The sequence below is a fragment of the Staphylococcus sp. HMSC061G12 genome (assembly GCF_001838465.1).
Lineage (GTDB): Bacteria > Bacillota > Bacilli > Staphylococcales > Staphylococcaceae > Staphylococcus > Staphylococcus simulans.
On sequence record NZ_KV837081.1, the window covers coordinates 1 to 2,717 of the forward strand.

General features: G+C 26.0%; 2 protein-coding genes and 1 pseudogene. All 3 read right to left on the reverse strand.

Going from position 1 to position 2,717, the window contains the following annotated elements:
• Positions 1–206: 206 nt before the first annotated feature.
• The gene (locus HMPREF2937_RS13995; protein WP_070626178.1) at positions 207–1,190 is read right to left on the reverse strand and encodes a UDP-N-acetylmuramoyl-tripeptide--D-alanyl-D-alanine ligase; all 984 of its coding nucleotides are present in this window, start codon (positions 1,188–1,190) and stop codon (positions 207–209) included.
• A 68-nt stretch (positions 1,191–1,258) separates the two neighbouring features.
• Complete coding sequence (locus HMPREF2937_RS14000; RefSeq protein ID WP_070626180.1) at positions 1,259–2,266, reverse strand: Mur ligase family protein; 1,008 nt, start codon at positions 2,264–2,266, stop codon at positions 1,259–1,261.
• 9 nt (positions 2,267–2,275) lie between these two features.
• Positions 2,276–2,717, reverse strand: a pseudogene (locus HMPREF2937_RS07280) (poly(glycerol-phosphate) alpha-glucosyltransferase); the annotation flags it as partial.

Here is a 2,717-nt window from a genome sequence, read left to right on the forward strand (position 1 = left end):
GCTTATTTATATCCTTATTTACGTTTATTTTTGTTTCACACAAAAATAAACGCTCCCTATAACTATTGAAAGTTATAGGGAGGTTAGTGGTACTGTGTGATTTAATAGAATATTCAACTTGGAATTGATTTTCTACAAAAACTCTTATTTTATCATTTAGAGATAATCCTTCCAAAAATAACTGGAACTTATACATTCAAAATTAGTTATATACTTAAGAAGCAATCAAATTCACTTTTGGGATCTTGATATGAAGTGAAAATAATCGTTTCTTTTTCTCCTCGTATAAATCCACTTTTGTATTTAAGTCCTAAAATAAATGTATTACTAAATTTAAATAAATCATATTTATAATACTTATACACTTGATATAGATCATTTACAGTATAACTTTGTCGCTCTTTACTTCTAAAACGTCCAGTTAAGTTTGTAGCTATTGCGGTAGATAATTTTAATTGCTGTATCAATTGATTGATATATTCTTTTCTTTCTATATGATTATCAAACAACTCATTAGCTAATTCATAGATTTCAGAAGGGTGTGGTGAATTAGTCATATTTTTTAGGAATGTATAGATGTGAATTTTTAGACCTTCAACATAACCATTTTTACTATTATTGGTTGGCCAACTTTTCATACTGATAATTCTATCTTCTAATTTTTCATCTATAGCTTTTAAATAATAGATTAATGGACTCATTCCCTCAATTGTTTGTGATTGGTTACTGTTGAATTTTTCAATTATTTGTCCAGTTTCATTATTTATTCTAATATAACTCTTTCCTACTTTACTAAGTTTTTCAAAAAGATTATCACCATCAAATTCTATATCATTCATTTCCAAAATATCTGGTAAAGATTTCGCTATTTCTGGAAAATCTGTACCCGTTACAGAAGATTTTAATAAAGTTAGAGAATCTTCATTACATAAGTATTTTAAATCATTAATTAACAACTCTTTATTCGGATACCAAGTTATATTCTTATTTCTCACCTTATTTACTACTTGTTTCAATTCTGTATCCTTACATAAAATATAATCTGCATTGCAACATTCTAACTCTTCAACTAGCTGTAAATGTATTGAACTAGACTTATGACCTAAATCACTAATTTTTCCTATGGCAATTATCTTATTACCTGAATAAAATTTTGTTTGACTATTAAATGCTCTGATCGCATTAATCATTGCTGGTAATGAAGCATTATGTGTATCATCTAGTAAGGTTAATTTATGCGATTTTGTTTGTATCTCTTTTAAAGATAATATTTTAGAAAATGGTTTGAATTTTTTAGTGATTTTTTCTTTATTGGCAAATTTAAACTTTTAAGTACTAATATACTTGCAAGTGCATTATAGACCATCCCTTTACTAATCGTATTAATTTGATAAACTTCTTTTTCATTATTTTGGTTTTCTATTAAGAACTCAATATTCCCTTTATTATATCTGATATTATCAACAGACAAATCAACTTTACTATCCTTATTAATACCATAAGTTAACACATTGTTAGTTTTTTCTTGTGCTTTATTAACTAAATAATCAGCATATAATGTATCATTATTAATAATTGCTGTCCCATTATCTGAAAGGCCCTCAAAAATTCTTGTCTTAATTTTAGCAATATCTTTAACAGACTTAAAAGTTGAAAAATGTGCTTCACCTATGCCAGTAATAATTGCTATATCTGGTTTTAAGTAAATAGCTGTATTTTCAAGGTAATTAATTGCATTCATAGATGTTTCAATTACAGCAAAGTCAGGATTTTTAATTAATTTCAACATATTACTATAAATAGCTGCTCTGACATTATTATTCCCTCTATTTTCAAGTACGTTAAAATCACTTAATAAACTAGTAATTAACTTCCTAGTTGAACTTTTACCCATTGATCCAGTTATAGCAATAACTGGGTTTTTATATTGATTTCTAATATATATAGCTAATTTTTTTAAAGCTTGAACAGAGTCTTCTATAATTATTTGTGGCGTGTTAAATGTTAAATCAGAAATATATTTTTCTGTTATAATTAATCCTATTTCTCCATTTTGTCTATCTACTAAATCACTACCATCTAGAGCATTTTTATTTCTTCCTAATTCTCTTGACCATATTTCTTTATTGGGAGAGAAATACGCAGTTTTTTTACTTTTTATAAAATGATAAACTGTTTCAAAATCATTTATTTCATTCGATTCTTTATTGCTTGCATCTTTTAATTCCCCACCTATAATATTGTATATTTTTTTAATTGTTAACATAATAAATACCTACCCTTTAAATTCTCTTTGATATTGTACATATCCTGAAAGATAATGTTCAATATCATCAATTCGAACACGATAGCCATGATGCTTAATAAAGAAACTCCCTAAGATTCTAGAGGGGTTTTTAAAATACATTGCAATTTCAGGATAAAAAAATCCAACTCTTTGATAATCTGCTCTAATATCAATAACTTCTTTTAAATATTTTTCATCTATCAAATGATTTACTAATTCTTCAAAACCAGTTTCTTTTGCTTTTTTAACTAATCTATAAGTAGCCATTAACATTTCTAAAAATGTTGGAAATGTTGTTTCTCGATTTTTAATATAATCAAGATAATTATTGACATTTTTAATTCCAAATTCAAAATATCTATCTTGTGGATTGATTTGGACTAATTCATTTGTACAATAACCTAACCAATGATCATGGTATTGCCAATAT

What these genes read in the sequence shown, in the direction of transcription:
- HMPREF2937_RS13995 (WP_070626178.1), bottom strand. Translation starts at nt 1,190, where the DNA reads ATGATTAATGCGATCAGAGCATTTAATAGTCAAACAAAATTTTATTCA.
- HMPREF2937_RS14000 (WP_070626180.1), bottom strand. Translation starts at nt 2,266, where the DNA reads ATGTTAACAATTAAAAAAATATACAATATTATAGGTGGGGAATTAAAA.